The sequence below is a fragment of the Pseudoalteromonas phenolica genome (genome assembly GCF_005876835.1).
GTDB lineage: Bacteria > Pseudomonadota > Gammaproteobacteria > Enterobacterales > Alteromonadaceae > Pseudoalteromonas > Pseudoalteromonas phenolica_B.
On sequence record NZ_PPSW01000016.1, the window covers coordinates 128044 to 153429 of the forward strand.

Genomic DNA, 25386 nt, shown 5'->3' on the forward strand with positions numbered 1-25386 from the left:
AGCAGGTTACCCCTCCGTCACTTCTCTATGGTAGAGTTTAAGCAAGTTTTTACTGGATTTAACAAGCTATGAAACAGGCAAAAAATATTGTTTTGGGGATCAGTGGCGGTATTGCTGCTTATAAATGTGCAGAATTAGTTCGACGATTAAAAGAGCGCAACTGCAATGTCAAAGTGGTTATGACCGATTCTGCCAAGCATTTTATTACTCCCCTGACTATGCAAGCGGTATCTGGAGAACCTGTTTCTGATTCTTTACTCGACCCGAGTGCTGAAGCGGCCATGGGCCATATTGAGTTTGCCAAATGGGCTGACTTAATTCTCGTTGCCCCAGCAAGTTCAAACATCATCGCGAAAATGGCAGCAGGTATTGCCGACGATTTACTCACCACATTATTACTTGCCACACCGGCAAAAATAGCTATTGCACCCGCAATGAACCAACAAATGTACACCCACGCAGCAACGCAAGCCAACTTAAAAACCCTTGCTGATCGTGGCGTGGATATTTGGGGTCCGGGTAAAGGCGAACAAGCATGTGGCGATGTGGGTGCGGGTCGAATGTTAGAGCCAATGGAACTCGTTGAGCTTTGTACGCGCGATGACATTGAACCCGTACTGGCAGGTAAAGCCATTGCAATTACTGCTGGCCCAACCCGTGAACCCCTTGATCCAGTGCGTTATATCAGCAACCATAGCTCAGGCAAGATGGGCTATGCCATTGCAGAAGCAGCCCTTAAATTAGGTGCAAAAGTGACCCTTATTTCTGGCCCTGTGACTTTAACACCTCCTACAGGAGCTAAAGTCATCAAAGTCAGTAGTGCACTAGAGATGCGAGATGCCGCGCTTGAGCATGCGCAAAACTCAGATATTTTTATCGGTTGTGCTGCGGTTGCTGACTACCGTGCAGCCAATGTGGCAGAGCAAAAAATCAAAAAGCAAGGCGACGAAATCACCCTCTCTATGGTGAAGAACCCTGACATCATTGCCGAAGTTGCCGCCCTTCAAAACAATCGTCCTTATACGGTAGGTTTTGCGGCTGAAACACAAGATGTTGAAAAATATGCCAAAGGCAAATTAGAAAAGAAAAATCTGAATATGATCTGCGCCAATGATGTCTCTCAAGAAGGACTTGGCTTTAACTCAGATCACAATGCGTTAACATTGTTCTGGCATAATGATCAGCGTAATTTAGGGGTTAATAGTAAAGCCGAGCTAGCAACGTCTCTACTAAAGGCACTTGCCGAAAAGCTATAAAAACCCTTAAAACAAAGGCTTACAAAGGTGTATTTTTTTCAGTACAAAACATGAATGAAAGTCACTTTAAAACACTAGCACCAAGCTGAATAAACCATTAACATAACCCCAACAAAGTGTGAGCTTGTTGGGGTTTACACTAAATTATGCGCCGCATAATACAAAGTATAAATAGAACATAATAACGATAAATTAAAGGACCATTCATGCCAGCGACTAAGCGCAGTAATCGCAAAGAGCAAATACTACAATCTCTCGCACAAATGCTTGAAACCAGCCCTGGTCAACGTATCACAACTGCAAAATTAGCAGCTGAAGTTGGTGTATCTGAGGCGGCGTTATACCGCCACTTTCCAAGCAAAGCACGCATGTTTGAAGGTTTAATTGAATTCATTGAAGACACTCTACTTTCTCGTATCAACATCATTTTAGATAACGAAAAAGAAACGCAGGGTCGTATTTATAACATCTTGCTTCTCATTCTTGCATTCGCAGAGAAAAACCCTGGGATCACTCGTATTTTAACGGGTGACGCACTGCAAGGTGAACAAGAGCGTTTACGTGAACGCATTCAAGGCCTGTTTGAAAAGTTAGAAACCCAATTCAAACAAGTTCTTCGTGAACGCAAGCTTCGTGAAGGTAAAACCTTTACCACCGACGAAGCGGCATTAGCCAATTTCTTCTTGGCTTACATTGAAGGTAAGATGAACCAGTTTGTTCGCAGTGATTTTAAAACCCGCCCAAGCAGTCAATTTGAAGCACAGTGGCAAGAATTACAAAAAATTTGGTTAGCTTAATAGCCTAGTAAATTCTAAAAAGCGACGGATGTCGCTTTTTTTGTGTCCAAAAATCACTGTTTCACCTCTCATACCAATCCTCTTAATTAAGTGATCTATTTTGAGGCAAGTAAAATTTGTCGGTAGCAAGGCGAAAATTTTGCTATTTAGTTGTTCTAAATAAGAAATTTTCAACGAAGCTAACGTCAGTTTTAATCCCTCAAAATGATTAAGTATTATTGAGGATTGGTATCTTACTGTTATTAACCGCATCGCCCTTTTGTCTTTGCCTGCTGCATGATAAAAAAAACCTTTATAAGTAAAATTAGGTTTGCACCATGAAGGCGTTCCACTCTCTTATTGCAGCCAGTGTGCTGTGCAGCTTGCCTGTTGCGGCGAAATCAAATCTCGAGTTTAAGGATGTATTTGATTTTCGTTATGCACAAGGTCAGCAACTTTCTGAAAACGGCCAATTTCTAACTTTTTCTGCAAAGCCCTATCGCGGCAACAGTGAAGGCTTAGTCTATGACTTAACAACAAATAAAATCATTGCGCGTGTTCCACAAGGCACTAAACCACATATCAATAAGGCTGCAAACTGGGTGTCATTCACACAGGTGCCTACTCTATTAGAAAAAGAAACCACCAAGAAAAAAGATAAGAAGAAACTAAATAACCAGCTTATTCTGATTGATACCCAAACTCATAAGCAAACCACCTTTACTGAAGTAGTTGATTACCAAATCAGTGATGACGGTAACTGGCTTGCTTATCGCACCAAAGAAAAACCAGAAGACGATAAAACAGACAAAAAAGCTGACAAGCCTGAAAACGAAATCAAGGCCGATAAAAAAGACAAGTTTTATTCACTGGTAATCGTAAATCTGCGTGATATGAGCAAAACCACCATTGAACACGTCGGTAAGTTTGCGCTAAGTCCTAAAGAATATGGCGTACTATTTAATGTTCACGATGAACACGGCGCAAAAAACCACATTGGCTTTTTTGATTTAAACACGCAAACGCAAAGCAGTTTATTCAACGAGCCTGGTGTCACCTTAAGCCAAGCAGTTTGGCACCCTAGCAAGCCTATTGTTGCCTTTAACATGGCCAATTATGTCAACGACGATACTCGCCGTCGCGACCATCAAATTACCCTATGGCACAGTGATACTAATACCTTAAAAGAGATTAATAACCCAACAGGGTGGTTCACTGGTAAAACAGCGAAACTAACCTGGTCTGAGCAAGGCGAGCGCTTATACTTCCAAAATCGACCAGAGCTTGAAGCTAAAGAAAAAAAGCTAAAATACGAAGACGAGGCATCACTCACTGACTTCGACACTATTCGTGCGCAAAAAGGCTTACAGGTTTGGCACAATAATGATGCTGAAATTAAAACCCGAGAAGCCAAAACATGGCAACAAGCGAACAAAAACCGCCACTATCAAGCGGTTTATCATCTAAATGGTGAGCAAGTTGTGCAGCTTGCTAACGAGCAAGCGCCAAATATTCGCTTAAACACCGAAGCGAACTTCTTACTCGCAAGTAACGATAAGCCACATTTAGAACGCATCATGTATGAAGGTTTCTTCAACGATTATGCTGCCATTAATGTGAAAACCGGTGAGCAAACTCAAATAATCGAAGGCTCACCGTTTAGACCAAGCCTGTCTCCGACAGGTAGCCATGCTGCATTCTTTAAAAACCAGCAGGTTTGGTTAAAAGACTTATCATCTCAGTCTCTGTCACCACTAACTAAAGCCATCAGAGAAGCGATTTTCGCCGATGACAAGCACGACTACCCGAGCGAGCAGCCGGGCTATGGTTTTGCGGGTTGGCAACTTGATGGTTCAGTTGTGTATGTCTACTCGAAGTTTGATATTTGGGCGTTCGATGTAAAAACGCAACAAGCTACGCGCTTAACAAAAGGCCGTGAAACAAACACCCAATACCGCGTAAAGTATCTTGATAAAAACCAGCTTGGTTTTGCTGCAAACGACACCTTAATGCTGCATACCCACAATACTGAAAATAAGCAGTCGGGCGTGGCTACGCTGAACCTAGCGACAGGTAAAGTAAAAACAGTACTCAAAGGCGAAGCCCGTTATGCGCTAGTCGCTAAAGCTAAACATGCCGACAAACTGATTTTCACCAAAGAAAGCTATCATCAGTTTCCTGATTTTTGGCAAACCACCAGCTCATTCGCAAAGACTAAAAAAGTGACAGATTTAAACCCACAAGTTAAGAACTTTGCATGGGGTGGCAAACCTGAATTAGTGCAATATAAAGGTTATAACGGCGAAGACTTACAAGGTGTGCTAATCAAACCTGCTGGCTATAAAGAAGGTGATAAAGTACCTACGGTGATTTATTTCTACCGCTATATGAGCCAACGTATGTATAACTTCCCGAAAATGGAGTTAAACCACAGACCGAACTTCCCAATGTTTACCTCGAACGGTTACGCATTGTTCTTACCTGATATTCGTTTTGAAATTGGTAAGCCGGGCCCATCATCAACTCAAACCATGATCAACGCCGCGCAAAAGCTGATTGATATGGGGGTTGCACACCCTGATAAGATTGGTTTACAAGGTCACTCTTGGGCAGGCTACCAAAGTGCCTTTATGATCACGCAAACAGATATGTTTAAAGCGGTTGTATCGGGCGCGCCAGTGTCTAACATGACATCAGCTTATAGTGGTATTCGTTTAAAGTCGGGTCTTGCTCGTCAGTTCCAGTATGAAACTGGCCAAAGCCGTATTGGTAAACCACTGACGCAAGCGCTCGATTTATACATTGAAAACTCGCCTGTATTCTTTGCCGACAAAGTAAATACACCCGTGCTGATCATGTTTGGTGATGACGATGGCGCGGTACCATGGCAAGAAGGCATTCAATACTACTTAGCACTTCGCAGACACAATAAAGATGCCATTTTCTTACAATACGAGGGCGAGCCACATCACTTGAAGAAATTCCCGAACCAAGTGGATTTCTCAATTCGTATGATGGAGTACTTTGATCATCACCTGAAAGGAAAACCTGCGGCTGATTGGATCAAAAATGGGGTTAAACACCAACCTGAGTAATTAAACAATTACTCATAACAATAATAAAGCCTGCAACTGCAGGCTTTATTATTTGATTTTAAGTGCGTTAAAAGTTTAAGCGCTGGTTTTGACCAAAACCTTATCTTCAAACCACTCACTCAATAGCTGCTTTTCATAATAGAAAGACGTCTCACGACCTCTCTTGATACGATCCATAAAGCTCATATCTTTTAATACTAGCTTTTCAGCACTGCTTACCGTCGCGCCTGATTTATCTTGTACTGTATAACTTATGGTCAATCTTGGAAAATAGATTGGCTTTATTACGCGTATATCTTGCATGTTCATTCTCGAGTCGCCGGCAAGATCGATATCATCAAAAGTCACATTCAGTGTATAACCTTCAGGTAACTGCTTAGCCAGTTTGCTGATGTGCTTTTCAAACTGCTTAGCGACGCGTTTGTGATAAGCCCCTTTTACTTCATTTGCAGGGTGCACATCGCGGTAATCGTTAAAGTCTTTCCAAGTAACTTTGGCCTCTCCAGCGATACTTAAAAATGGCATACTCAAAGCGAGTAAGGTGAAACATAACTTTTTCATGATGACCTCCTAAAAGACTTTCGTCTCTATAATGAGCAAAAAAGTGCGTAATGGAAACCTTTTTAGGGCCATAATTACACACTTTTACACTTAGACACGAACTGTTCTAGATTGTTACTTTTTCATTCCAAATAGCAACGCATATAGTACTGGTACAACACCTAAAGTTAAAAGTGTCGAGAATAGTAGCCCGCCCATAATTGTCAGCGCCATCGGCTCCCACATTTCGCCGCCACCTAAGTACAGAGGAATTAATCCCAAAACTGTTGTCGCGGTTGTCAGTAAAATCGGTCGCATACGCTGTTGTGCAGCATAAATAATGGCTTGTATAGGATGACTGCTATCTTCATCTAACTCCATCTTAATACGTTCAAGCAATACAATCGCGTTGTTGATCACGATACCCGCCAGCGAAATCACACCCAGCAGTGTCATAAATCCAAAGAATGACTGCCCAAGTAATAGCGCAGCCACAACACCAACAAAACCAAGCGGGATTGTCGTTAAAACAATGACCGACTTACGGATCGAGTTAAACTGGCCAATTAATAGAATCACGATAATAAAGATAGCAATCGGCATTTTGTCTGCAATTGACTGGTTGGCTTTGCCCGATGACTCGGCTTCACCACCGAGCTCATAGTCATAGCCATATGGCCAACTTGCTTTTTGCTCTTCAAGCCAAGGGAGCAGCTGGGCAAACCCTTCATTGGCGGTAATACCTTCGATTTGCGCCCCAACTTTAACGGCTTTTAAACGATCGCGACGTAAAATCTGTGCGCTTTCCCAAACAACTTCAATGTCAGCAACTTGCTTCAGTGGCACAGAGCGACCTGTTGCTTGTGAATACACCACCATAGCCTCTAACTTGCCAATATCTTGCCTGTCACCTGCGATTGAACGCAAGGTAATCGGAATAAGCTCATCGCCTTCTCGGTACTTGGTAAGCTCCATACCGCTCAAGCCAGTTTGTAAAGAGTTTGCGATATCTCGGCTAGACAGGCCCGCTCTACGAGCTCGTGCTTGGTCAATTTTGATTTGTAGCTTTTTAATTGGTAAGCCCCAATCGTCGCTGATTGACTTTAAGCCCGCTGTTTCGCGCATTTTCGCTTTTAATTCATCAACAATCCCCATAAGTACATTGATGTCATCACCAAGTAACCTCACTTCAACCGGGTTGGCTATCGGTGCGCCATTTTCGATTTTGCGCAACTTTAAGAGCAGATCAGGGTGACGCGCCAACGCATAGTCTTCTATTTGCTTCATCACTTTATCGATGTGCTTGTACGATGTCGTGGTGATGATCATTAAGGCATAATTAGAGCTGGTTGGCTCAGGGCTATGCGTTAACAAAAACCTAGGTCCACCATTACCGATATAGCTTACCCAGTCCGTAACACCTTGCTCCGTTTGTTCGTTTACTTTTAAGTTGTTAGCAATAAACGATTCTACATCACGCACAACCGACTCTGTCGCAGTAATGCGCGTGCCAATAGGGAGCTCTAATTCGACTTTAAAATAATCACGGTCTGATGGCGGGAAGAACAATTTAGGCACGTACTGCATACCTTGGATAGCAATAAACAACATACCCACACAACCTAAAACCGTGAACCAACGATACCTAATCAGTCCTGCTAAAATGTTTTTATAGAATAGGTAAAAGCCAGTATCGTAATTAGCTGACTCTTTCTTCACTTTAGTGAAGTACACACATAGCATGGGGATCATGGTCATCGCCAATAACCAAGAACATAGCAAGGTAATGGTCACAACTTTAAATAGCGAGGCGGTATATTCCCCCGTCGTCGACTCTGCTAAGAAGATAGGTAAAAACGCCGCGCCCGTTGTGAGAGACGACACTAACAATGGAACTTTCAGCTCTTGTGCCGAATCAACCGCTGCGTCTATAGCCGCTTTCCCTCGTTCCATCTGAACCATGATGTTTTCAGACATCACGATACCGTTGTCTACCAGCATGCCTAATGCGATGATCAATGCTGCCAAAGAGATTTGGTCTATGCTGATATTGAAAAAAGACATCACCAAAATGCCTAACACCATACTCATTGGAATAAGACTCGCGACAATCAGGCCTGTTCTTAGACCAAGACTAAACAACATGACCACTGTCACGACTAAAACAGCTTGTACAAGGTTAGACACAAAGTCCGAGACTTTCTTTTCAACTTCTTTTGGTAAGAATGACAGCAGCTTGAACTCAACCCCAATCGGATAAACCGATTCAAGATGGTGCAGTGCATTAATGACTTGCTCACCGAGTAGCAGGTTGTTACCACCTTGACGCATAGAAATGGCGATAGTCATGCCACTTTGCTGCTCAACTCTTACCTTGCTCTTCGCAGGATCAACATAATCGCGATAGACACGGGCAATATCACTGAGCAAGATCACTTGCTGACTACCCGACACATTGATAATGGTATTGGCAATATCTTCTACTGACTCAAAATTACCACTAGGCTCTAACGCCAAAGTTTCATCTTCAATGTAGATTGAACCGCCAGGGTTTACGATGTTACGAGCCGCAAGTTGATCTTTTAATTGATTTGGGGTGATACCCAATGCCGCCATTTTGGCATTTTCAAACTCAATAAAGACACGCTGCTCTTGCACCCCAAAAATGTCGACTTTGGCGGCTTCTGGTAAGCGCAATAATTGATCTCGCACTTGCTCTGCCACTTCTTCCATTTCGCGATAGGTGTAACCTTCGGCGGTTAACCCAATCACAACGCCAAACACATCCCCAAACTCATCATTGACGATGGGGGCTTGTGCGTCGCTCGGTAAATCTTTTTCTATCGACTGAATTTTACGGCGCAAGTTATCCCATATCGGCCGCATCTCTTTGTAGCTTTCTTTAATGTTAACACTGACAATCGATACCCCTGTTTTTGAGGTACTACTGACAAAGTCGAGTTCAGGGATCTGCTGTACTACTTTCTCGATTTTATCTGTCACTAACTCTTCAACACGATGCGGACTAGCGCCAGGAAAGTAAGTCACTACTTGCGCAGTACGGATAATAAACCCTGGATCATAGTCTTTCGGCATTTTGTCAAAAGCAGCGATCCCTGATAATAAGAGCACCAGGATCAGCACCCATGTGGTGCGATTGTTCTCTAGCGCGAGACGAGTAATATTCATTACTTACCTCCTGAGAACTTCACTATTTGCCCATCGGTGACCTTACTCATACCCGCGGTAACAACAAAATCCCCTTGCTCTACGCCTGAAATAACAGGAAAGCCTAGTGATGAAATTTCGCCAATGACGACTGGTGTTTTCGTTATTTTACCCTTGTTTTCTCCTTGAGGTTCGACCGTCCAAACATAATTACCTTGGCTATCTTTTAATACGGTCGCCAATGGTAAATACAGGTTTGCTGCTGTACGACTTGGCGTACCCGCCATCACTTTTGCTGTCATACCAGGTAAAATATTGTAGCCCTCAGGGGGTAACATACTAAAAGTCACTTCATAAGTTTTTGTCGCTTCATCCGCTTGTGTACTGACTTCGACAAATTCCAGCGGAAAACGCGCTTCTTTTATCGCAGCAAATTCAGCAAACACCTGTTTTGGCGCTTCTTTACTGACGCGGATCATGATGCTTTCAGGCACATTCACTTTTAAGTTAATGTGTTCGATATCTTGTAATGTCGCAATGGCTTGTTTGGCTTGTATCTCTTCAAATTGTTCTACATGAGTTCGTGATACAACACCGGTAAATGAGGCTTTTAAGGTGGTATATGCAAGATTGTTTTTCGCATTTGCTAACTTGGTTTTAGCGCTAGTAAATTGCGACTTTAATTTATCGTAATCTGACTGACTAATGGTACCCGAGACAATCAATTGCTCTGCTCGAGCAAAATCAGCTTTGGCCTTATCAAAATTTGCTTGTGCTTCGTCTACAGCTAATTTGTAATCTGTATCATCTATATGCGCAATCAAATCACCCGCTTGTACCGGTTGACCTTGCTTTACATATAAGTCAGTAATAGAGCCTGACACTTTGAACGACAAGTCTGCGGTGCTCGCCGCATCCACAACAGCTGGAAATTCCTGTAATGGTCCTTCAGTTTGCTTTACAAGTTGCAATGTTCTGACTGGCCTTAGTTGTTCTTGGTTGGCCATATCACTTTGCGGTTCAGAACAGCCTGTGAGTATGATCGTCAGAGTTGCGACCATCAAAAGCATTTGTCTTGTTTTCATTGTCTTATCACCATGATGTAGTTGTTATTTCAAAGGGCAGGATGTAACACGCTATAATTACATGCCGTTAATTCTAGTCGACTTTTCAAGTTTTATGAGAATAACAGGCTGTATTCTAAAAGTTTATTACCAACTTAGATGCCATATTTTACGTTTTCAGGCATAAAAAAACCGAAGCCTTTGAACTTCGGTTTGCAAGAAAGTTTCAAAATAAATAACACGGTGCAATAAATTATTTTATCGCTTTACTGGGTATCGTCAGTTGCCTTTTTATTTAATGTAATATCACACCAAACCAGACGATGATCTGAACTTTGCAGGCCCGGCCCGACTAGATGATAGTTCTCGTCGGTTTTACTCGGCCAAAATACCGCGGTTTGCTCAACCTGAATGCCAAATGTTGATGGGATCACATAATCAGCACGCATCTTCCAATCGGCAGTATGCGTTGCTGCAAATTGATTATTGGGTGCATTCTCAACGCCGCCCACACTAACAGGCGTGAGTTTGCCATTGATATATTCACTGGCAAATAATTTAGCCATTGGGTTGCCCGTGCCATTGCCTTCATCAGGAGAGGCATTTAAATCGCCCATGATCACAAAGCGCTTATTCTTACCTAACCCGCCCTTTTGACCGTGCTCGTCATAAATGTAGTCTGATGCATTTGGATCCACATAATCCCACCAAAAGCGAATTTCATCATGGTTACGTAAGCCATTCCTATCTTCTTTACCGTCAAATACGGGTGGTGTTGGGTGACTGGCAAGCACATGAATGACTTCATTCCCCACTTTTACTGGCACATCCCAATGGCTTTTCGACGACAACCTAAATATTTCAAGCTCTTCCTCGTTATACCAGGCTTCACCCGTCTCTGGGTTTACTGGCAGCGTTGCATTGGGCATGTCTTTCCATAAGAACTTTTGAAAGGTGCGTACTTCATCAGTGATGATTGGATGCTGCGATAACAACACCATGGCATATTGCCCAGGAAAAACCCCAAAGCCATACGCATCGCCACCGCCGATACCCGCTTTGCCGTCATTGTTTAAATCAAATTCAGTGACAATACCCGTGTTAGATTCTGCAAGGTAAAAATAAGGGTAATCAATACCTTTTACGCCATTTTGACTGACGTTTAAGTAATTTTTAAGCAGTGCTCTAACCGCACTACCATCAGCCACATAATCGAACTCGGCCAGTAATAACACCTCAGGGCGAACACGTTGGATGATCTCTGCTACTTTTTTTATTTGTGTATCGTCACCGCTTTGCACATCGGCCAGAATATCACCGGCATTTTTTCGATTTAAGTACGCATTAAAAACCGCAACTCGAAGCTCACCTTGCTTGGCAGGCACACCCAAATCACGGGTTTGTGTTTGGCTTTGTGTTTCTTGAGATGACAATCTAGTCGACTCATTGGTGTTTGAATGATTCAACGAACACCCTGCCACACTTAAACTGACTAATATGCTAAACACCAATACACTTTTATTCATGAAAATATCCTTTACGTGCTGAGCCCGGTTCTCAGCAGCTGTTAGAATTTAAAATCACCTTAGAGTAAATACTTAATTCCAATAACTCAACGCATTACGACGAGTCACTAAGCATAGCCCCAAACGCAAAAAACCTCGCAAAAGCGAGGTTTTTTTATAAGCGTTTAGTGCTTGGGTTCGGACTACATCATCCCGCCCATGCCACCCATTCCGCCCATGCCACCCATGTCTGGCGCAGCTGGTGCTTCTTGCGGGATTTCAGAAACCATTGCTTCTGTTGTGATCATAAGACCCGCAACTGATGCAGCGAACTGAAGTGCTGAACGCGTTACTTTAGTTGGATCTAGGATACCCATTTCGATCATGTCGCTGTAAGTACCGTTTGCCGCGTTGTAACCATAGTTACCTTCGCCGCCTTTCACGTTGTTTACAACCACTGATGCTTCGTCACCTGCATTTGAAACGATTTGACGAAGTGGTGCTTCCATTGCACGAAGTGCTACTTTAACACCGTGGTTTTGGTCTTCGTTGTCACCTGTCAGCTCAGCAATCTTGCTTGCTACGCGAACTAGTGCAACACCACCACCTGGTACAACACCTTCTTCAACCGCTGCGCGAGTTGCGTGTAGTGCATCTTCAACTCGGTCTTTCTTCTCTTTCATTTCAACTTCAGTTGCAGCACCTACTTTGATTACTGCTACGCCGCCAGCTAGTTTAGCCATACGCTCTTGTAGCTTTTCTTTGTCGTAATCAGAGGTTGCTTCTGCGATTTGTGCTTTGATCTGCTCAACACGACCATCGATTGCCGCTTGCTCGCCAACACCATCGATGATTGTTGTATCATCTTTAGTGATAACAACGCGCTTAGCTGTACCTAGGTCTTCAATTGTCGCTTTTTCAAGCTCTAAACCAATCTCTTCAGAGATAACTGTACCGCCAGTTAGAATCGCGATGTCTTGTAGCATTGCTTTACGACGGTCACCGAAACCAGGGGCTTTAACTGCAGCTACTTTCACGATGCCACGCATGTTGTTAACTACTAGCGTTGCTAGTGCTTCACCTTCAAGGTCTTCAGCAATGATAAGTAGTGGCTTGCTTGTTTTAGCAACCGCTTCTAGTGTAGGCAGTAGTTCACGGATGTTTGATACTTTTTTGTCTACTAGAAGAATGTGTGGGTTATCTAGTTCAACTTGGCCTTTTTCAGCGTTGTTGATGAAGTACGGAGATAGGTAACCGCGGTCAAACTGCATACCTTCTACTACGTCTAATTCGTTCTCTAGAGACTGACCTTCTTCAACTGTGATAACGCCAGACTCACGACCTACTTTTTCCATTGCGTTTGCAATGATGTCGCCGATTTCTTTGTCTGAGTTTGCAGAGATAGTACCAACCTGTGCAATCGCTGTTACGTCAGCACACGGTACTGAAAGCGCTTTTAGCTCTTCAACTGCAGCAACTACGGCTTTGTCGATACCGCGCTTAAGGTCCATTGGGTTCATACCCGCAGCAACCGCTTTAAGGCCTTCGTTTACGATAGCTTGTGCTAGTACTGTTGCAGTTGTAGTACCGTCACCTGCAGCGTCATTTGCTTTAGACGCTACTTCTTTAACCATCTGAGCGCCCATGTTTTCAAACTTGTCTTCAAGCTCAATTTCTTTCGCTACAGATACACCATCTTTAGTGATAGTTGGTGCGCCGAATGACTTATCTAGTACTACGTTACGGCCTTTTGGACCTAAAGTTACTTTTACTGCGTTTGCTAGTACGTTTACGCCCGCTAACATTTTTGTGCGTGCGTCACCTGCGAATAATACTTCTTTAGCTGCCATGTCTTATATTCCTCTAAATTCTTTTAACTGTGCTCAGACTTATTCAACAATGCCTAGAATGTTGAACTCACGCATGATTAGGTACTCTTGGCCTTCAATCTTTTCAACTTTATCAATGTTTGAACCAAATAAAACAGTGTCGCCAGCTTTTACTTCTAAAGCACGAACTTCGCCATTTTCTAATGCTAAGCCATTACCTACAGCGACAACTTCACCACGAGTTGATTTTTCTGCTGCAGAGCCAGTTAATACGATACCGCCAGCAGATCTTGTTTCTTCTTCTAGACGCTTAACAATAACGCGATCATGTAAAGGACGAATGTTCATGTGTGTAGCTCTCCTAACATTTTTGAACAATGACAGAATGATTTTTATTACTCACTCCGAACTCAGTAGGTGGAGTGTGCATAATTAAGTTGCTTTACTTTATGGGGATGTATTTTTCAAAACCCAAGAGAAAAAATTAAAAATTTTTAATCTTTACGCTTATATTCACCTTCAAAGGTGTTCGACCTGTCAACATTACGCTCTGGTTGACGAGGCTGTGCATCTTCAAACGGACGATTTGCTTGCTGCTCAAACGGATTGTTTTGCTGAGCGCTTTGTTGGCCGCTTTGTCCAAATCCTGCGCCGAAACCTCCACCAAAGCCAGTTTGTACTTTGACTGATGCTTGTGCCAATAACGCTTTGGATAAAGAGCGGCGCACAGCTGGCGTTAATAAAAGAAAACCAAGTACGTCTGTCATGATACCCGGCGTCATTAGTAAAACACCTGCGATGATCACACACAGACCGGTAAAAATGTGCTCGCCCGGCAGCTGCCCCTGCGCCATTTGTTGTTGCACATTGGTATACGCGCCTAAACCTTGTTGTTTAACACACTTAGCGCCGATGATGGCGGTAATAATGACTAATGCGATGGTCGCAAACCCACCAATCACATCACTCACTTGAATCAGTAGCGCAATCTCAATAATGGGAACCACAATAAAAAGCAAAAATAAAATACGGAACATAGGGTCTCCTAAAGTCAATGAAAGAGAAATATGGCTAGTTCGGTCTATTTTCAAGTAATCTGGCGCAAAATACACCTTTATATGACAACTATATTGTAAGTTTGCGTAAACGAGCGTTTGGGCTAGCCCATTCATTGCGCTAGTATGATACGTGGTTTTGGTGAACAGGTTTTAGAGAAAAACACCTTATGACAAGCGATTATAAAATTGTACTCACTACATGTGAGACTAAACATGACGCGCGCAAACTTGCTGCGATACTCGTTGAAAAAAAATTAGCTGCCTGCGTAAACATTTTGCCCGAAGTGGAGTCTGTGTATGTATGGCAAGGAAAAGTTGAACAGCAAACAGAAAGTAAACTTTTCATTAAGACCAACGTACAACGCTTGGAAGAATTAATGGCATGTATTAAATGCCACCACAGCTATGATGTGCCTGAGATCCAAGTTCTTGATGTATCGACTGGCAACCCTGACTATTTTAATTGGATAAATGAGGTACTGAGTTAATGCGCATAGTGGCATTTTTGCTTTGCTTGCTGTTTATGCTTCCCGCACAGGCAGCGAACAACACGGTGTTAAATAGCCTTTTAGCCCCAAAACAACAAACATTTTTACCGGTTAACGAGGCCTTTCAGTTCGATTTCGATCAACAAGGCACCATCTTATTCACTGGCTGGGAAATTGCACCTGGTTACTACATTTATAAGCATAAGCTCGAAATCATTGCTAAGAACGCCAAAATCAAAGTGCCGGAACTCGACCCAGGTGTTGAAATAGAAGATGAGTTCTTTGGTAAGACCGAAGTGTATTTTGATGAGCTAGTTGTTGTTTCTAGACTGAGTGAAATTGGTGAAGATGCCGTCGTTAAAATTCGCTATCAAGGCTGTGCCGAAGCTGGACTCTGTTACCCACCTGAAGTGATCACTATTCCGCTTTCGATGCTGAACAAAGCATCAGATAAGCCAAGTAAAACAACTGAAACTACTGCGCCAGCAGGTAATAATAGTAACGACTTCGTCAATAAGCTCGCAGAGCAAGACTTTTTAACTAACCTTGCTGTGTTTTTTGGGGTTGGCGTGCTGTTAGCATTTACACCGTGCGTGTTTCCTATGTTCCCTATCCTATCTAGTTTGATTGCCGGCCAATCAAAGTTATCGACGAAAAAAGCATTCGCACTGTCATTTGTGTATGTACAAGGCATGGCCGTCACTTACGCAGCGCTTGGCTTAGTAGTCGCTGCTGTTGGTGGGCAAATTCAAGGTTACTTACAAAGCCCTGCAGTACTTATTAGCTTCAGCTTGTTGTTCGTATTACTCGCTTTTGCCATGTTTGGTTGGTATGAAATTAAACTGCCAGAGAAGTTTATGACGCGTCTAACTAACGTCAGCAACCAACAAAAAGGGGGGAACTATACGGGCGTATTCTTTATGGGTGTGCTATCTGGCCTAATTGCTTCACCGTGTACCACGGCTCCGCTCTCTGCTGCCCTACTTTATGTTGCGCAAAGTGGCGACTATCTCGTGGGTGGTTTAACTCTCTATGTACTAAGCCTTGGCATGGGTCTACCGCTGTTACTATTGGGGACTTCTGGCGGTAAATTACTGCCTAAAGCAGGCGCTTGGATGGAACAAGTAAAAGTGCTGTTTGGATTTGTGATGCTGGTAGTGCCTTTAGTCTTGTTAGAGCGTATTCTTGAGTGGAATACTATTCTTTTACTTGGCAGCGTATGGCTGATTATTACCGCACTCTTTTTGCACCATTGGCAAAGCCAAGAGCAAGCCAGCAAACTTAAGACAACACTTTGGGCTGCTGCCGTGTTATTCATGATAGGTGGTGTATTAACGGCAAAGCATGTATTAATGCCACCAGCCAAAGTAACAGCGATTACCACAGCATCTGATGGTAAGTTTAAACTGCTGCCTGATTTAGCTGCACTGCGTGAAGAAGTCGCCCAAGCTAACCAACAAGGTAAAATTGCCATGGTCGATTTATACGCTGATTGGTGTGTCGCCTGTAAAGAGTTTGAGAAATACACCTTCTCAGACGAAAAAGTGAAGCAAGCGTTTAAAGACTTCTCTTTGTTGAAGCTCGATCTGACCGTGACCAATGAGGTGAGTAAAGAGATTTACCAAACCTTTAATGTGGTTGGTTTACCTGCCATCCTATTTTTTGATGCGCAAGGCAACGAGCTGAGCAATTTACGGATCACCGGCTTTCAAAGCGCCGAAGAATTTACATCTCATCTAGAAAAAGTCCGCCAAACCGTACAATAAGCATACAAATATTAGGCTGTGAGCTGATAAATTCAGCAAGCAGCCTAGGCTATTGACCTACCCCATCACCTTGCTGATTAGACCAGTATTTTGCTGCTATTTAACACGAACTCTCTATAATAGTCTGCGAACGTGAGAAAAAGTTGCTATTTTCAATCGAACGGCTTAGTTTAACGAACTGAATAGTGTGAATTTTTAGTTTGTTATAGCTTTTAAGGAATTTCGCGAATTATGTCTGCAAAATTTAAGATTTTAGTACTCAATGGCCCAAACTTGAATATGTTAGGCCGTAGAGAGCCTGAGAAATATGGCTCACAAACTTTGCCAGACATTGTGAACAACCTTGAAAAGCAAGCTGAGCAACTGAGTATCACGCTGACACATGTACAAAGTAATAGTGAAGCAGAGCTAATAAATACAATTCATGATGCATGGCAAGCTATCGATGCCATTATCATTAATCCTGCCGCTTTTACGCATACCAGTATCGCACTGCGCGATGCGCTGTTAAGTGTCAGTATACCGTTTTTTGAAGTGCATATTACTAACGTATATGCACGTGAACCTTTTCGTCATAAGTCTTATTTTTCTGACGTGGCCGAAGGGGTGATATGTGGATTAGGCGCACTAGGTTATGAAGCAGCATTAAATGCCGCACATCATCTACTGCACAACAAAAATAACGCAAATTAACTAACAGGCGGGCCATCATGGACATTCGCAAAATTAAAAAACTCATCGAATTAGTAGAAGAATCAGGTATTGCAGAGCTAGAGATCACTGAAGGTGAAGAGTCGGTACGTATTAACCGTCACAGCAGCGCTCCAGTTATCGCAGCACAACCACAGCATTATGCAGCACCAGCACCTGTAGCAGCGCCTGCGGCGGCACCTGCGCCAGCAGCTGAAGCGGCTCCGGCAGCAGCGGCAGAGCCTGCTGGTCATAAAGTACTTTCTCCAATGGTTGGTACTTTCTACGCAGCAGCTTCTCCTGAAGCACCTAAGTACGTTGAAGTTGGTCAGTCTGTAAACGTTGGTGACACACTATGTATCGTTGAAGCGATGAAGATGATGAACCAAATCGAAGCTGACAAAGCGGGTGTAGTTAAAGCTATCCTAGTTGAAAACGGTGAGCCAATCGAGTTCGACCAACCACTATTCATCATCGAATAATCACGCAATAGAAGGCAAATGCTATGTTAGACAAAGTAGTCATTGCGAACCGAGGTGAAATTGCACTTCGTGTATTGCGTGCCTGTAAAGAGCTAGGTATTAAAACGGTTGCTGTGCATTCAACAGCTGACCGTGACTTAAAGCACGTGCTACTTGCAGACGAAACGATTTGTATCGGTAAACCAGCGGCGTCTGAAAGTTACCTAGATATTCCTCGTATTATTGCAGCCGCAGAAGTAACTGACGCAGTTGCAATTCACCCAGGCTATGGTTTCTTATCAGAAAATGCAGATTTTGCAGACCAAGTTGAGCAAAGTGGTTTCGTATTTATCGGTCCTAAAGGCGACACAATTCGTCTAATGGGTGACAAAGTGTCAGCCATCGAAGCAATGCGTAAAGCGGGTGTACCTTGTGTACCAGGTTCAGACGGTCCACTGACTGAAGACAACGAGCGTAACGTTCAAATCGCTAAGCGTATTGGTTACCCGGTAATCATCAAAGCAGCTGGCGGCGGCGGTGGTCGTGGTATGCGTGTTGTTCGCTCTGAACAAGAGTTAATTGATTCAATCGCATTAACTCAACAAGAAGCAAAACAGTTCTTTGGTAATGGCATGGTTTACATGGAAAAATTCCTTGAAAACCCTCGTCACATCGAAGTTCAAGTGTTAGCTGATGGTCAAGGTAATGCAATTCACTTAGGTGAGCGTGACTGTTCAATGCAGCGTCGTCACCAGAAAGTCGTTGAAGAAGCACCAGCGCCAGGTATCACTGCTGAAATGCGTAAGTTCATCGGTGACCGTTGTACACGTGCATGTATCGAAATCGGTTATCGCGGTGCAGGTACGTTCGAATTCCTATACGAAAATGGCGAATTCTACTTCATCGAAATGAATACGCGTATTCAGGTAGAACACCCTGTAACTGAAATGGTTACTGGTGTTGACCTAATCAAAGAGCAGCTGAAAATCGCTGCGGGTCAACCTCTATCAATTACACAAGATGACGTTGTGATCAAAGGTCACGCAATTGAGTGTCGTATTAACGCAGAAGATCCTGTGAGCTTTATTCCTTCACCGGGTAAAATCACACGCTTCCACCCTGCAGGCGGCTTAGGTATTCGTTGGGACAGCCACATTTATGCTGACTACAGCGTACCACCACATTACGACTCAATGATCGGTAAGCTTATCACTTATGGTGAGAACCGTGATGTTGCAATCGCGCGTGCACGTAATGCTTTAAATGAATTAGTGATCGATGGTATTAAAACCAACACACCATTACATAAAGACATCTTAGCGGATGAGCACTTCCAAAATGGTGGCACGAACATTCATTACCTAGAGAAAAAGCTAGGTCTTCAATAAGACACTGCTTTTACAAAAAAACCGATATCAATGATATCGGTTTTTTTATGTCTTTAATTCAAAGCTAACTGAAATTTAAGCTGTACCGCCAACTGTGATTTCGTCGATCTTCAAGCTTGGCTGGCCTACACCAACCGGCACACTTTGGCCATCTTTACCACATACGCCAACACCGCGATCTAGCTCTAAATCGTTACCGACCATAGAGATCTTATGCATTACATCTGGTCCATTGCCGATTAAGGTTGCGCCTTTAATCGGTTGCGTGATTTTGCCATCTTCAATTAAATACGCTTCAGAGGCTGAGAATACAAACTTACCCGAAGTAATATCAACCTGACCACCCCCAAAGTTTGAGGCAAACACGCCTTTTTTCACAGTGCTAATGATCTCTTCTTGGCTGTGTTCACCCGGTAGCATATAGGTATTGGTCATGCGCGGCATAGGTAAGTGCGCGTAAGACTCGCGACGACCATTACCGGTTGGAGCCACACCCATCAGCCGCGCATTCATCTTATCTTGCATGTAGCCTTTCAGAATACCATTCTCAATAAGCACGTTATAACCCGCTGGCGTGCCTTCATCATCAATATTCAAAGAACCACGACGGTCAGCCATAGTGCCATCATCGACGACTGTACATAGGCTAGAAGCTACTTGTTCGCCCACTTTACCGCTAAATGCCGATGCGCCTTTACGGTTAAAGTCACCTTCTAAACCATGACCTACCGCTTCATGCAACAGTACGCCCGGCCAACCAGCACCCAACACAACAGGCATAGCACCTGCTGGCGCGTCAACCGCCTCCAGGTTGACCTTTGCCATACGAACCGCTTCTTTGGCGTATTCCATCCAGCGCGGCTTGCCGTCTACTAGCTCTTTAAAGTAGCCATAATCTAGACGTGCACCGCCACCTGCACCGCCACGTTCACGGCGGCCATTCTTCTCAAGTAATACAGAGCAATTAAGGCGGATCAGCGGACGAATATCGGTTGCAAAAGTACCGTCACTGGCTGCCACTAACACTTCTTCATAAACAGCAGACATCGAGCTGACAACCTGCTGTGCATCAGGCGCAAGCTCACGAATGTAGTTTTCAATCTCTTTTAATAGTGCAACTTTGTCGTTATCGCTCATGCTGGTGATTGGCTGTAATGGTGCAAATTGCTGCTTTGCTGAGACATCACTAAATACTTGTACTGTTTTGCTTTCACCCGCTTGCGCAATACTACGCGCCGCCATTGCCGCTTTATTTAATGCTTCAATATTGATGGCATCTGAGTATGAAAAACCCGTTTTTTCACCTGATACCGCACGCACACCGACGCCGCGCTCAATGTTATAACTGCCTTCTTTTACAAGACCATCTTCTAACACCCAAGTCTCGTTATAACTTGATTGAAAGTATAAATCTGCGTAATCAACTTGATGTTGGTGAATATAGCTTAAAGTTTGCTCAAGTTGCTCTCTGGTAAGCTGGCTATCCGTTAATAAGTTCTGCTCAACATTATTCATAAAACGTGCTCTTAAATCGGTTATGTTGGTGCACAGGTAAACTGGCACGAACTTGTTGGAGTTCTGATAAATCTAGCTGACACTCTATGTTTGTCAGCTCAGTTTTGGCATTCGCTAACACCTCACCCCAAGGTGAGATAGCAACACTGTGGCCGTAAGTCGCTCTGCCATTGTCATGCTGTCCTACTTGTGCTGCCGCCAGTACATAGCATTGTGTTTCTATGGCTCGGGCTTGTAGTAAAGGCAACCAATGCGCTTCGCCAGTGACTGTGGTAAATGCGCTAGGGACTAAAATGATATCTGCACCTTGTGCCATCATCTTCTGATAAAGACCAGAAAAACGCACATCATAACATACGCTTAAACCAATTCTGCCAAAGGGCGAATCGACAACTACCACATCACTGCCCGCTTGGGTAAACTTGGACTCTCGATAGCCACCACTGCCATCTTGTACTTGCGCATCAAATAAGTGGATCTTGTTATATTGCACTACAACCTCACCCTGCTCATTAAAGAGTAGGCTGGCAGCATAGTATTTACCAGTATTTTCAGAGGGTAATGCAATGGTGCCTGCCGCGAGCCAAATATTAAATTGACGACAAAGCTGCGCTAATTTCTCAACCCAAAGGTGATTGCTTTTACTCTGTTCAAGCGTGGTTACGCCATCTTTGTTAAAACATAACCAAGTTTCTGGCAAGCAAACAAGTGTTGGTTTACTGAGCTGGGCATCTGTGAGTTGACGTTGTAAGTAGCTAAAGTTTTGCTCCGCGCTCATGGTTGAGCACATCTGCACAATAAAAGCTTGAGGATGCATTAATTTCCTCCTTCATTCGCTTTATCTTCGCTTTTGCTTTGAACGTTTTGTTGTGTTTTCATTGGGGTTTGACTTGTCTCTAACGTCTCAGCCTTAACCGGACTGGCACTCGAAGAAGACAGGCTTTCGGCCTCACCTTCAACAACTGACTGCGAAGCAGGTTGCTCACTCGGTGCTGGAGGTTCACTTTGTGCAGGTTTAGGGATCTCGATTTCGCGACTCTTTCTGTCAATCTCAGTTACCACAGGCTCTTGCATGGTGCCTGTGACTTTAAACTTAATTTCAGAAATAACCCTTGCCGAGTGCAATACTTGGTCGAGTGCCAAAGCGGCAATCCCCGTTACTGGGTTCACCATCCACCCCACAATCACAGGTAAACTCGACGTCACCTGAGGCGCAACCGCTAAATCATAGTTAATTTCTTGGGTATCTAAATTGGCAAAACCTTGAATGGTCAAATCGGCTGGCACACCGTCCATACTGGTGTCTTTAGTATAGGCTATGCCTTCTGCGATTTGCATGCTGCCTTCCATACTGTTATAGAAAAAACCTTTTGAGAAGACATCACGAAAATCGAGTTTTAGTTTACGTACTAGCGAGTCTAAACTCAGTAATGAGAACACTCGGGCACCTTTGTCACTGATCTCAGATAAGTGACCTTCGCCCAACTCCCATTGAACGTCTCCCGCTAAGCTAGGCACATGGACTTTATAAGGCGCGCCTTGCCAACTCAGTTGATAGTGCATATTGGCTTTTGAATCTTTAATTGAGGAGGTTAAGTCGAACTCAGAAAGCAGCTCACCAATATCACGACTATTCATGATGCCGCTGATCTCCGTCATGCCGTCTTGCCAGCTACCTTGACCTCGAAATACATGATCTTGCTTATCAACCACTAACTCTGAAATATTAAACTTTTCCCCATCACCAAACATAGACAATGACACTTTATCTAGTTGGTAGGTTTTCACTTTGCAATCAGCACACAACATCTCAATGGCAGGCATGCGGGTGAGCCATTGTAACGACTCAGCACTGTCTGGTTTTGAGGGGGCAGTATCCGATTTGGCCTCAGGGACGTTTAAACGTAAATAATCACTGTCTATCTGGATAGGTCGACTTGAACCACCTTCTGGTACTGCGACCGTCGCACGTAACTCTTTGGCATTGAGACGGATTTGCGTGCCTGTTGCAACTGGCTCTAAACGCATTTCAAAATCGTTAAACGGTAAGCCTGAAACTGTTAATGCATCAATTTGCGCAGTAATTTCGTGAAGCTTTGGCAACATACTAGGATTGTCTGAAGGCTGAGCGCTGATCTGGATTAAACGATCAATAAAATCTACCCACGGCACCAATGCTATTTCAGGTAACTCAATAGACACCTGAAAATCTTGTTGCGCTAAACCTCGGTCTTGTCGTGCTGCAATGATATGGGTATTGCTAAAGCGACCTGTTTCATTTTCTAAAATGGCATTGAAGAATAGCTTTTCTTGAATACTCGCCGTGATAAGGTTTGAAATGTCGTCACCACGCACTTGACCAGATAAGGGCCAACTGGTTGCAGCTTCTTTACTGTAAGGCGGTGGTAAACTACTTTCTAAACCGATTAAGTCCGATGTAAATTTGGCGTTATATGTAAATCCTTGTGGTGCAAAGTCTAATGTAACTAGCGTGTTTAAGTCGGTTGCTCCTACTAGGTAACCGTCCATGATCCCATGCCCATATGGTAATAACTTATCTGTACTCGCTTTAAGTAAGGTATCGATTTCCACCTTGTAAGCTTGCGCCTGTGATGCGCCATGTACAGACAAGGTTAGAGGCATCTCTAGCCAAGACGCAGTCGCCGACTTTAAATCTATAACCTCATCATCAAATGTTAGTGTCCCGCTCACCTGATTTAACTGCATGCCCGGTTGAGCCAAATAGACAGAGTTATCATTCAATAGCACTCGACCTGTGGCGTTTACGGCGAGACTTTTAAGGTCAATATCAAGTAACACATCTCCCGTCACCGCACCTTGTGCTTGTACCACATCAAAGACGTTTGTTAAGGGATCTTTTAAAGGCGTTTTGGCAAAAAATGTACCTAAGCTTTGTGCTTGCGTTGTTTGTTTGATATCGACAGCGAGGTTATTTGCCTGTTCTAAATTTGCCAGACTCACTTGCACACCACCGTCAATAGACTGATTGATCAGCTTGCCCTCTTCAACGTAAATGTCCATGCGCTCATTGACAAAATGCAGTGTCGCAGCCGCTTCTTTGACTGCGGGCCATTCGGGCGCAAAGGCAAACTCTGTCTGGCTGAGTTCAGATAAAACTTCGAATCGACCTGTTTTATCAATATATGGAAAGTCTGTTAACCTGCCAGAAAGCAACACTTGAGAACCCAGGTGCTGACCCGCTTTGATGGCACCATTTAAGTAATTGATGAGTGATTCAGCCATTAACGTCTGTGGAAAATAGTTCTTCGCGATTTGCCCGTTACCACCTTTTACTTCAACGTATAAATCAAGCTCAGGTTGCTCAAGTAACCGCAACTGCATTTCTGCTGCGAGGGTTAAGTCTTGATTATCTAGCCAGATAGAGTCACTGGTGACACGCCAATGACCATTAAATTTATCTATATCAAAACGCCCTGCTAATTGCTCATAAGCAATCGGTTTGGCAAACATATCCTCAGTATGTAATTGCCCTTGTTGCGAATATAGCTCTATGACAGCCTGCTCACCTATCGCTTTCACTTCTAAGCGTAGTGACTCAGTGGCTGGGATACCTCGAGCATACTGCCACTTTAGTTTGTCAGAGTAGAGCCACACTTTTGGTTCGGTATTGGTTTCAAATTCTAACTTGCCTTGTAGTGCCCCCTCTGGGGCTAACTCAGCAATTAAGTCAGTATTTGGTAAATTAGTTAATTGTATAAACTCTGAAATAAGTGGTAAGTCCAGCCCCTTAAACCATACAGATTGGCGCTCTGCCAATTCAGCAACTATCGAAATATCAGTGTAAGCAAGATTATTGCGGGTGAAGTTAATCTCTGAACTTTGTAACGACCACCCTGATTTGTTTGGCAACATCAAGCCTTTTGCCTGCATTAAGCTAAGTTGCTGTGCCTGATTATCTTGTTGCCAATAAATATGGCTCGGCTGCATATTCAACTGAATGTTTTTGACCTTACCATGTGCCAATGACATCCACATTTGACCGTTGATATCGGTGTGTAGGTCTTGTTTATTTTCGTCTAAATAAGGCGATAGCCAATCTTGCAGATCAACTTGGAATGCATGAAAGTAAACCTCTCCAGCTAATTCAGCCAATGTCTTACCCGTTAAGAGTAAATCTGCACTTAATTGCCCTTCGGTGAGTCCAGGGATCCCAACCACACCTGTGCCTCGGTGTGCCAACACATTATTTTGCCAAATAACATCCTCGAGAAGCACGGTATGCTCTTTGCCATTGCGCATCGTGAGGTTAAGACTACTATTTTTGATTGCAAAGTGCCCTGATTCCCCCAGAAATAAACTTTCTATTAAGGCCTGTTGTTCAAACTCGGTATCGCTTTGTTGAGTTGAGATATCTAGTGCATTTAAATCGACATCTGCAGCAAAGCCTTCTAAAACAAAATAGTCAGATCTCAGCTGCAGAAAGCGCAAAGACTCAATAACGTTAATTTGTAGGCTGGTGTTATCGATACGCAGTCGAATTGGCGAGTTGTTGTTATCGTCAAAGGTGACGTCTTCTAGCACTAAGGCAGGACCTACGCCCTCCCAACTCGCAGTGATTGAGCCGATACGTAAGTCGACGTTAAACTGCTCATTGATGAGCACTTCTAGGTCGTGTTTATAGTCATTCGCATAAGGCAGGCTATAGCGAAAGACAGAGACCAAAACGGCAAGCAAAACTAGTGTGACAGCAACCAGTTGCCACACTTTTCGCAAACAAAAAAAACAAACCGCTTTGACTTGCATGG

General features: G+C 43.6%; 18 protein-coding genes. 8 read left to right on the forward strand and 10 right to left on the reverse strand.

The features are described 5' to 3' along the window. Positions 1-68 precede the first annotated feature (68 nt). From coaBC to C1E24_RS11655, 3 genes are all read left to right on the forward strand, one after another. Positions 69-1256, forward strand: a complete 1188-nt coding sequence (coaBC, locus tag C1E24_RS11640; RefSeq protein ID WP_138481607.1) for a bifunctional phosphopantothenoylcysteine decarboxylase/phosphopantothenate--cysteine ligase CoaBC — start codon at positions 69-71, stop codon at positions 1254-1256. Positions 1257-1462: 206 nt separating this feature from the next. After that, the gene (slmA, locus tag C1E24_RS11645; protein ID WP_138481609.1) at positions 1463-2053 is read left to right on the forward strand and encodes a nucleoid occlusion factor SlmA; all 591 of its coding nucleotides are present in this window, start codon (positions 1463-1465) and stop codon (positions 2051-2053) included. 317 nt (positions 2054-2370) lie between these two features. After that, positions 2371-5127 carry a S9 family peptidase gene (locus C1E24_RS11655; protein WP_138481613.1) on the forward strand — a complete coding sequence of 919 codons (2757 nt, stop codon included), beginning with the start codon at positions 2371-2373 and terminating at the stop codon, positions 5125-5127. Positions 5128-5202: 75 nt separating this feature from the next. Here the strand turns inward: C1E24_RS11655 and C1E24_RS11660 are convergent, their stop codons facing one another. The 7 genes from C1E24_RS11660 to C1E24_RS11690 form a co-directional block, all read right to left on the reverse strand. Next, positions 5203-5688: a DUF3016 domain-containing protein gene (locus C1E24_RS11660; RefSeq protein WP_138481614.1), complete on the reverse strand. Its 486-nt coding sequence runs from the start codon at positions 5686-5688 to the stop codon at positions 5203-5205. Between the two features lie 114 nt (positions 5689-5802). Further along, on the reverse strand, positions 5803-8856 hold the full coding sequence (locus tag C1E24_RS11665; protein WP_138481616.1) for an efflux RND transporter permease subunit: 3054 nt from the start codon (positions 8854-8856) through the stop codon (positions 5803-5805). Next, the gene (locus C1E24_RS11670; protein ID WP_240722003.1) at positions 8856-9920 is read right to left on the reverse strand and encodes an efflux RND transporter periplasmic adaptor subunit; all 1065 of its coding nucleotides are present in this window, start codon (positions 9918-9920) and stop codon (positions 8856-8858) included. The genes C1E24_RS11665 and C1E24_RS11670 overlap by 1 nt, the downstream gene beginning before the upstream one ends. A gap of 245 nt (positions 9921-10165) precedes the next feature. Further along, positions 10166-11425, reverse strand: coding sequence for an endonuclease/exonuclease/phosphatase family protein (locus C1E24_RS11675; RefSeq protein ID WP_138481618.1), 1260 nt, complete (start codon positions 11423-11425; stop codon positions 10166-10168). Positions 11426-11607: 182 nt separating this feature from the next. Then, positions 11608-13254, reverse strand: coding sequence for a chaperonin GroEL (gene groL, locus C1E24_RS11680; RefSeq protein WP_138481620.1), 1647 nt, complete (start codon positions 13252-13254; stop codon positions 11608-11610). A gap of 39 nt (positions 13255-13293) precedes the next feature. Further along, positions 13294-13581 carry a co-chaperone GroES gene (locus tag C1E24_RS11685; RefSeq protein ID WP_138481622.1) on the reverse strand — a complete coding sequence of 96 codons (288 nt, stop codon included), beginning with the start codon at positions 13579-13581 and terminating at the stop codon, positions 13294-13296. A 146-nt stretch (positions 13582-13727) separates the two neighbouring features. Beyond that, positions 13728-14270 (reverse strand): FxsA family protein, encoded by a 543-nt coding sequence (locus tag C1E24_RS11690; RefSeq protein WP_138481624.1) that lies wholly within the window; start codon positions 14268-14270, stop codon positions 13728-13730. A gap of 188 nt (positions 14271-14458) precedes the next feature. On the opposite strand from C1E24_RS11690, the gene cutA reads away from it, so the two are divergent. The 5 genes from cutA (at position 14459) to accC (ending at position 19084) form a co-directional block, all read left to right on the forward strand. Continuing rightward, positions 14459-14779 carry a divalent-cation tolerance protein CutA gene (gene cutA / locus C1E24_RS11695; protein ID WP_138481626.1) on the forward strand — a complete coding sequence of 107 codons (321 nt, stop codon included), beginning with the start codon at positions 14459-14461 and terminating at the stop codon, positions 14777-14779. Continuing rightward, complete coding sequence (locus C1E24_RS11700) at positions 14779-16545, forward strand: protein-disulfide reductase DsbD (protein ID WP_138481628.1); 1767 nt, start codon at positions 14779-14781, stop codon at positions 16543-16545. Before cutA ends, C1E24_RS11700 begins: the two co-directional genes overlap by 1 nt. A gap of 231 nt (positions 16546-16776) precedes the next feature. Next, entirely contained in the window at positions 16777-17238 is a 462-nt protein-coding gene (gene aroQ / locus C1E24_RS11705; RefSeq protein WP_138481630.1) for a type II 3-dehydroquinate dehydratase, read from the forward strand. 17 nt (positions 17239-17255) lie between these two features. Continuing rightward, on the forward strand, positions 17256-17717 hold the full coding sequence (gene accB / locus C1E24_RS11710; protein WP_138481632.1) for an acetyl-CoA carboxylase biotin carboxyl carrier protein: 462 nt from the start codon (positions 17256-17258) through the stop codon (positions 17715-17717). A gap of 23 nt (positions 17718-17740) precedes the next feature. After that, positions 17741-19084: an acetyl-CoA carboxylase biotin carboxylase subunit gene (gene accC / locus C1E24_RS11715; protein ID WP_138481634.1), complete on the forward strand. Its 1344-nt coding sequence runs from the start codon at positions 17741-17743 to the stop codon at positions 19082-19084. A 75-nt stretch (positions 19085-19159) separates the two neighbouring features. Here the strand turns inward: accC and tldD are convergent, their stop codons facing one another. Genes tldD through C1E24_RS11730 form a run of 3 tightly spaced genes read right to left on the reverse strand, consistent with a single transcriptional unit; the run spans position 19160 to position 25384 of the window. Continuing rightward, the gene (gene tldD, locus C1E24_RS11720; RefSeq protein ID WP_138481636.1) at positions 19160-20599 is read right to left on the reverse strand and encodes a metalloprotease TldD; all 1440 of its coding nucleotides are present in this window, start codon (positions 20597-20599) and stop codon (positions 19160-19162) included. Beyond that, positions 20592-21416, reverse strand: coding sequence for a carbon-nitrogen hydrolase family protein (locus tag C1E24_RS11725; protein WP_138481638.1), 825 nt, complete (start codon positions 21414-21416; stop codon positions 20592-20594). Before C1E24_RS11725 ends, tldD begins: the two co-directional genes overlap by 8 nt. After that, a complete protein-coding gene (locus tag C1E24_RS11730; protein WP_138481640.1) occupies positions 21416-25384 on the reverse strand; it encodes a YhdP family protein in 3969 nt (1322 codons plus the stop codon). Before C1E24_RS11730 ends, C1E24_RS11725 begins: the two co-directional genes overlap by 1 nt. Positions 25385-25386 lie beyond the last annotated feature (2 nt).

What these genes read in the sequence shown, in the direction of transcription:
- C1E24_RS11685 (WP_138481622.1), bottom strand. Translation starts at nt 13,581, where the DNA reads ATGAACATTCGTCCTTTACATGATCGCGTTATTGTTAAGCGTCTAGAA.
- coaBC (WP_138481607.1), top strand. Translation starts at nt 69, where the DNA reads ATGAAACAGGCAAAAAATATTGTTTTGGGGATCAGTGGCGGTATTGCT.
- C1E24_RS11655 (WP_138481613.1), top strand. Translation starts at nt 2,371, where the DNA reads ATGAAGGCGTTCCACTCTCTTATTGCAGCCAGTGTGCTGTGCAGCTTG.
- C1E24_RS11665 (WP_138481616.1), bottom strand. Translation starts at nt 8,856, where the DNA reads ATGAATATTACTCGTCTCGCGCTAGAGAACAATCGCACCACATGGGTG.
- accB (WP_138481632.1), top strand. Translation starts at nt 17,256, where the DNA reads ATGGACATTCGCAAAATTAAAAAACTCATCGAATTAGTAGAAGAATCA.
- aroQ (WP_138481630.1), top strand. Translation starts at nt 16,777, where the DNA reads ATGTCTGCAAAATTTAAGATTTTAGTACTCAATGGCCCAAACTTGAAT.
- C1E24_RS11670 (WP_240722003.1), bottom strand. Translation starts at nt 9,920, where the DNA reads ATGAAAACAAGACAAATGCTTTTGATGGTCGCAACTCTGACGATCATA.
- C1E24_RS11660 (WP_138481614.1), bottom strand. Translation starts at nt 5,688, where the DNA reads ATGAAAAAGTTATGTTTCACCTTACTCGCTTTGAGTATGCCATTTTTA.
- C1E24_RS11725 (WP_138481638.1), bottom strand. Translation starts at nt 21,416, where the DNA reads ATGCATCCTCAAGCTTTTATTGTGCAGATGTGCTCAACCATGAGCGCG.
- cutA (WP_138481626.1), top strand. Translation starts at nt 14,459, where the DNA reads ATGACAAGCGATTATAAAATTGTACTCACTACATGTGAGACTAAACAT.
- C1E24_RS11730 (WP_138481640.1), bottom strand. Translation starts at nt 25,384, where the DNA reads ATGCAAGTCAAAGCGGTTTGTTTTTTTTGTTTGCGAAAAGTGTGGCAA.
- C1E24_RS11690 (WP_138481624.1), bottom strand. Translation starts at nt 14,270, where the DNA reads ATGTTCCGTATTTTATTTTTGCTTTTTATTGTGGTTCCCATTATTGAG.
- slmA (WP_138481609.1), top strand. Translation starts at nt 1,463, where the DNA reads ATGCCAGCGACTAAGCGCAGTAATCGCAAAGAGCAAATACTACAATCT.
- accC (WP_138481634.1), top strand. Translation starts at nt 17,741, where the DNA reads ATGTTAGACAAAGTAGTCATTGCGAACCGAGGTGAAATTGCACTTCGT.
- C1E24_RS11700 (WP_138481628.1), top strand. Translation starts at nt 14,779, where the DNA reads ATGCGCATAGTGGCATTTTTGCTTTGCTTGCTGTTTATGCTTCCCGCA.
- tldD (WP_138481636.1), bottom strand. Translation starts at nt 20,599, where the DNA reads ATGAATAATGTTGAGCAGAACTTATTAACGGATAGCCAGCTTACCAGA.
- groL (WP_138481620.1), bottom strand. Translation starts at nt 13,254, where the DNA reads ATGGCAGCTAAAGAAGTATTATTCGCAGGTGACGCACGCACAAAAATG.
- C1E24_RS11675 (WP_138481618.1), bottom strand. Translation starts at nt 11,425, where the DNA reads ATGAATAAAAGTGTATTGGTGTTTAGCATATTAGTCAGTTTAAGTGTG.